We start from the raw sequence: 4,894 nt of genomic DNA, 5'->3' as shown, positions 1-4,894 counted from the left end.
GGCGCACAGTCCCCCGCGCCCCTAAAAAAACACGGCGGGCCTGCGTCTTTAGGGGCGCGGGGAACTGCGCGACCAGCCACGACGCACCACATGCCGCCAACGCACCTCAGACCCCCGCCCTCTTCTGCGCCTCCGCGACCAACCCCACCGCCCGCTCGACCTCGGCGTCATTCACCAGTACGACAGCCAAGTCATGCACAGCAACGGTGATTTGATCCGCCGCGGCGAACATCCCCGCATCCGGCATCTCCCGAGCCACCCCCGAGGGATCCTCAACCCGCTGCGCCCACAGGGCAAACTCCCTGGCCAACCCCAAAGCCTCAGCGGCAGCGCCCCGCTGCAAACGACTCTGCGGCGCAGCCCGAAGCCGGTCCGCGAAGTGATCCACCGCTTGAGTCAACCGCGTCGTATCCACCACGCCGCGAGACTACGCGCCGTACCGGGACTGTTGCCAACGGGCGAACGCTCAGGCACGGTGACTTGAAGGACCGGCTTACACCCCATGCGTCCGGAGGCGCCGATGTCCCAAGTGTTCTCCCAGGAGACCCATCGCAACCTGCTCGCCCGCATCCCCCACTGCACCGGTCGTGAAGTATCCGACTGGCTGCGCACCGTCGACGAAGGCCCCGCCCTCTTCCGCTTCGAGGAGAAGGTCAGCTGGCTCCGCGCCGAGCACGACCTCGCGTACGGCCACGCCAAGGCGATCATTCACGAGTACGACCTGAGGAGGGCCGCGCGCAAACTGCTCTAGGCGCGCACCACGGACCGACCCATCACGGACACGGACATGACGAAGGGCCCCGGGGACGAACCCGGGGCCCTTTCGCGCAAGCGGGCGGAACTACCGCCGTACCGCCGCTAGTTGTTGCTGTTGAGGATCGAGATGATCCGCAGGAACTCCATGTAGATCCACACCAGCGTCAGCGTGAGCCCGAAGGCGGCGAGCCACGCCTCTTCCTTCGGGGCGCCGTAGGCGATCCCGTCCTCGACCTGCTTGAAGTCGAGGGCGAGGAAGCACGCGCCGAGGATGATGCCGACGACACCGAAGAAGATGCCGAGCGGGCCGCTGCGGAAGCCGAGGCCGTCACCGCCGCCGAACACCGCGAACAGCAGGTTCACGGCCATCAGCAGGATGAAGCCGAGCGCGGCCGCCATCACGAAGCCGTAGAAACGGCGGTTCACGCGGATCCAGCCCGCGCGGTACGCGATGAGCACACCGGCGAAGACCGCCATCGTGCCGATCACGGCCTGCATGGCCGCGCCGCTCGCGATGCGGTTGTCGACGACGCTGGAGATGACGCCGAGGAAGACGCCCTCGAACGCGGCGTAGGCCAGGATCAGGGCCGGCGCGGGCTTGCGCTTGAAGGACTGGACGAACGCCAGCACCATCGCGATCAGCGCGGAGCCGATGGCGATGCCGTACGAACGGTTGATGTTGGCGTCGTCGACCGGGAGCAGCGCCCAGGCGAGCGCGGCCGTGACGATCAGCGTGCCGAGGGTGGTGCCGGTGCGCAGGACGACGTCGTCCATGGTCATCCGGCCGGTGGTGGCCGGGGCCTGGGGCGGTGCACCCTGCTGAAGGTCCTGCTGGGCGTACGGGTTCTGCGCGTACGGGTTGCCTCCCGCGTACGGGTTCCCCTGCGTGCCCACGGCGGGGCCCCCGGCCTGCGGCGCGGTGTTGAAGCCCGCGTAGCCGTTGTCGCGGCTGAACCCCCGTCGCGAGAAGACCGGGTTTCTGCTCCTCATTTCACTCCTCCATGGCCGCCTCGCGCGGCCTTGGGCTCAAGAGTAATAGGTAGGCAAAGGATTGACCCTACCTCTTGGGGAGGATCTTCCCCTCGTCCTGCCAAGGTACGCGGTGCATCGCACCCCCTGCGAACACTGGTACCAAGCCGTGACGCCCCTCTTAGAGCCCCCTTATCCCTGTTCTTATCCCTGTTCATCGAGAGGGAACCCGGTGTACGCCTCCGCGAGATCCGTCTCGGCCGCCCGCGAGGACGCGATCCGCTCCAGCCGGGCCAGCTGGAGCCGCCCCTCGAAGGGCGTCGCGTCGGGCGCGCGGTGCAGGAGGCTGGTCATGTCGTAGGAGAACCGCTCGGCCTGCCACACCCGCCGCAGACAGGTGGCGGAGTACGCGTCGAGCCGTTCCCCGCTCCCCGTCCGCTTCTTGTACGTCAGTGCCCTCGCGAAGGTGACGACGTCGCCGACGGCGAGGTTGAGCCCCTTGGCGCCGGTCGGCGGCACGATGTGCGCGGCGTCGCCGGCGAGGAAGAGGCGGCCGTGCCGCATGGGCTCGTGGACGTACGAACGCATGGGGGTGACGGACTTCTGGGTGATGGGGCCGCGGTCGAGCGTCCAGTCGTCCTCGGTCTCGAACCGGCGCTCCAGTTCGTCCCAGATCGCCTCGTCGCTCCAGCTCTCGGCGTCGGCGCCCTCCTCCACCTGGAGATAGAGACGGGAGACGGACGGGGAGCGCATGGAGAGGAGGGCGAAGCCGCGGTCGTGGCGGGCGTAGACGAGTTCGTCGTGGGAGGGCGCGACGTCGGCGAGGATGCCGAGCCAGGCGTAGGGGTACGACCGTTCGAAGACGCGGGTGAGTTCGGCGGGGATCGCGTTGCGGGCGACGCCCCAGAAACCGTCGCACCCGACGACGTAGTCGCAGTCGAGGACGTCCTCACGCCCTTGCTGCCGGAAGCGGATACGCGGGCTGTCGGTGTCCGCGCCCTCCACCGCCAGCGCCTCCGCGTCGAACAGCAGCGGACCGCCCTCCTTGAGCTGAAGAGCGATGAGGTCCTTGCACACCTCGGTCTGCGCGTACACCGTCACGGACCGCCCGCCGGTGAGGGCCGGGAAGTCCACCCGGTGGCGCTTCCGGTCGAACCGCAGCTCGATCCCGTCGTGCCGCAGCCCCTCCCGGTCCATGCGCTCGCCGGCACCGGCCGCCCGCAGCACGTCGACCGTGCCCTGCTCCAGGATCCCGGCCCGCTGCCGGTGCTCGACGTAGTCCCGGTCCCGGCTCTCCAGTACGACCGAGTCGATCCCGGCGTTGTGCAGCAGCCGGGCGAGGAGGAGCCCGGCGGGGCCGGCTCCGATGATGCCGACGGTGGTACGCATCGGACGTTCCCTTCCAGGGTGTGCCGTTCGGTGGCGGTCGTTCCCGTGTGATCGATGTTCGCCTGGTGAAGTTCTCTTCACCTTGCCGATACGCCTTAAGTCTCTGACCGCACGGGTCACCTGTCAACGGTCGGGAAGGGGGGCGGCGAGGCCGGTCGAGGGCGCTGCGGCAACGCACCGTTCCCGCAGGTCACGCGCAGTAACTGCGATGGTGCCCGGAGCCGGACTTGAACCGGCACGCCCGCGAAGGGGCAGCGAGGTTTAAGCTCGCCGTGTCTGCATTCCACCATCCGGGCAGGCCGTGGGCTCCGCATCGAGGTCACGAGCCTATCGGGACGCGCGTCCCCAACAGCGGGCAGGCGGACCGATGTTGTCTTATTTTATTGATGTCTGAGGGTTCATCAGACCACGGAATGAGCCATCAGCACTTGCCAATAGCCTTGCGTGCGGTCTGGGGCCTCGCATACGGAATGACGGAATTTCACCGCCCGAACGAGGGTGCTCCACCGGTTCTCGACGTGTGGGCTCTTGATCGGTCGCGGAGGCCGTCTCGGGGGTGGTCGCGGAGGCCGTCTCCGGGTCGGCCCTCATCCCCAGGTATGACAGCGCCGAGCGCAGTCCGACTGAAGGCTGCCCCCGGAACCGGAACAGCGGCTGACTACACGGCGCGATGGGGCCGAGAGGATGGGACACGTCCCCAGCAGTACCGTCGTCCCGACAGGAGCGCATTCCGTGACCACCACCCCCATCGCCGAACGGACCACCTCCGTGGCCGCGCGTGCCACGGATCTTTCGAAGGTCTACGGACAGGGCGAGACCCAGGTGGTCGCCCTCGACCGGGTCTCGATCGCCTTCCGGCAGGCCGAGTTCACGGCGATCATGGGCCCCTCGGGGTCCGGCAAGTCCACGCTGATGCACTGCGTGGCCGGCCTGGACAGCTTCTCGTCCGGTTCCGTGCGCATCGGTGACACCGAGCTGGGCTCCCTGAAGGACAAGCAGCTCACCAAGTTGCGCCGGGACAAGATCGGTTTCATCTTCCAGGCGTTCAACCTGCTGCCGACGCTGACGGCCCTGGAGAACATCACGCTCCCGATGGACATCGCGGGCCGCAAGCCGGACAAGCAGTGGCTGGACTCGGTGATCACGATGATCGGCCTCGCCGACCGGCTCAAGCACCGACCCTCCCAGCTCTCCGGCGGCCAGCAGCAACGCGTCGCCGTGGCAAGGGCGTTGGCCTCCCGCCCCGACATCATCTTCGGCGACGAGCCGACCGGAAACCTCGACTCCCGCTCCGGCGCCGAGGTGCTGGGCTTCCTCCGCAACTCCGTACGGGAGCTGGGGCAGACGGTGGTCATGGTGACCCACGACCCGGTGGCGGCGGCGTACGCGGACCGGGTGGTGTTCCTCGCGGACGGCCGCATCGTCGACGAGGTCTACGAGCCGACGGCGGACTCGGTACTCGACCGTATGAAGCAGTTCGACGCGAAGGGCCGCACCAGCTGACCAGTTCCGGTCACGTCACCTGACGGCCCCTCAATTCGCCGCCCGGGCCGTCGACTTCACCACCCGGACAGCCGCCTTCGCCGTCCCGGCCCCCGACTTCACCGCCGGGGCTTCGACCCCGCGGCCCGGGGCCTCGACTTCGTCGCCCCGGCCCTCAACTCCGCCGCCCCGGCAACCGGCTTCATCACCGGGGCCCGACCTCACCGCCTGGGCAAACGACTTCGCAGCCCCAGCGCCCAACTCCGCAACCCTGGCCGCGCTGTCGAAGCCCCGGCCC

General features: G+C 68.6%; 5 protein-coding genes, 1 tRNA gene and 1 pseudogene. 2 read left to right on the top strand and 5 right to left on the bottom strand.

Translation table 11 applies throughout. From position 1 onward, the window contains the following. Positions 1-106: 106 nt before the first annotated feature. The gene (locus tag ACNFOC_RS50960; RefSeq protein ID WP_416965792.1) at positions 107-418 is read right to left on the bottom strand and encodes a hypothetical protein; all 312 of its coding nucleotides are present in this window, start codon (positions 416-418) and stop codon (positions 107-109) included. Positions 419-520: 102 nt separating this feature from the next. Between ACNFOC_RS50960 and ACNFOC_RS50955 the strand changes: the two genes are divergently transcribed. Then, positions 521-751 (top strand): DUF4287 domain-containing protein, encoded by a 231-nt coding sequence (locus tag ACNFOC_RS50955; RefSeq protein ID WP_026178224.1) that lies wholly within the window; start codon positions 521-523, stop codon positions 749-751. A 107-nt stretch (positions 752-858) separates the two neighbouring features. Here ACNFOC_RS50955 and ACNFOC_RS50950 read toward each other — a convergent pair whose 3' ends face one another. The 3 genes from ACNFOC_RS50950 to ACNFOC_RS50940 form a co-directional block, all read right to left on the bottom strand. After that, positions 859-1,746, bottom strand: coding sequence for a Bax inhibitor-1/YccA family protein (locus ACNFOC_RS50950; RefSeq protein ID WP_416965791.1), 888 nt, complete (start codon positions 1,744-1,746; stop codon positions 859-861). Between the two features lie 183 nt (positions 1,747-1,929). After that, positions 1,930-3,114, bottom strand: coding sequence for a 4-hydroxybenzoate 3-monooxygenase (locus ACNFOC_RS50945; protein WP_416965790.1), 1,185 nt, complete (start codon positions 3,112-3,114; stop codon positions 1,930-1,932). Between the two features lie 209 nt (positions 3,115-3,323). Continuing rightward, positions 3,324-3,410 (bottom strand) — tRNA-Leu (locus tag ACNFOC_RS50940). A 436-nt stretch (positions 3,411-3,846) separates the two neighbouring features. Here ACNFOC_RS50940 and ACNFOC_RS50935 point away from each other — a divergent pair. Beyond that, positions 3,847-4,617: an ABC transporter ATP-binding protein gene (locus ACNFOC_RS50935; protein ID WP_416965789.1), complete on the top strand. Its 771-nt coding sequence runs from the start codon at positions 3,847-3,849 to the stop codon at positions 4,615-4,617. Positions 4,618-4,647: 30 nt separating this feature from the next. Here ACNFOC_RS50935 and ACNFOC_RS50930 read toward each other — a convergent pair. Then, a pseudogene (locus tag ACNFOC_RS50930) lies at positions 4,648-4,894 on the bottom strand (hypothetical protein); the annotation flags it as partial.

Origin of the sequence: Streptomyces colwelliae (assembly GCF_048158785.1) — a bacterium.
Taxonomy (GTDB): Bacteria; Actinomycetota; Actinomycetes; order Streptomycetales; family Streptomycetaceae; genus Streptomyces.
This window is presented reverse-complemented; position numbering and strand designations above follow the sequence as displayed.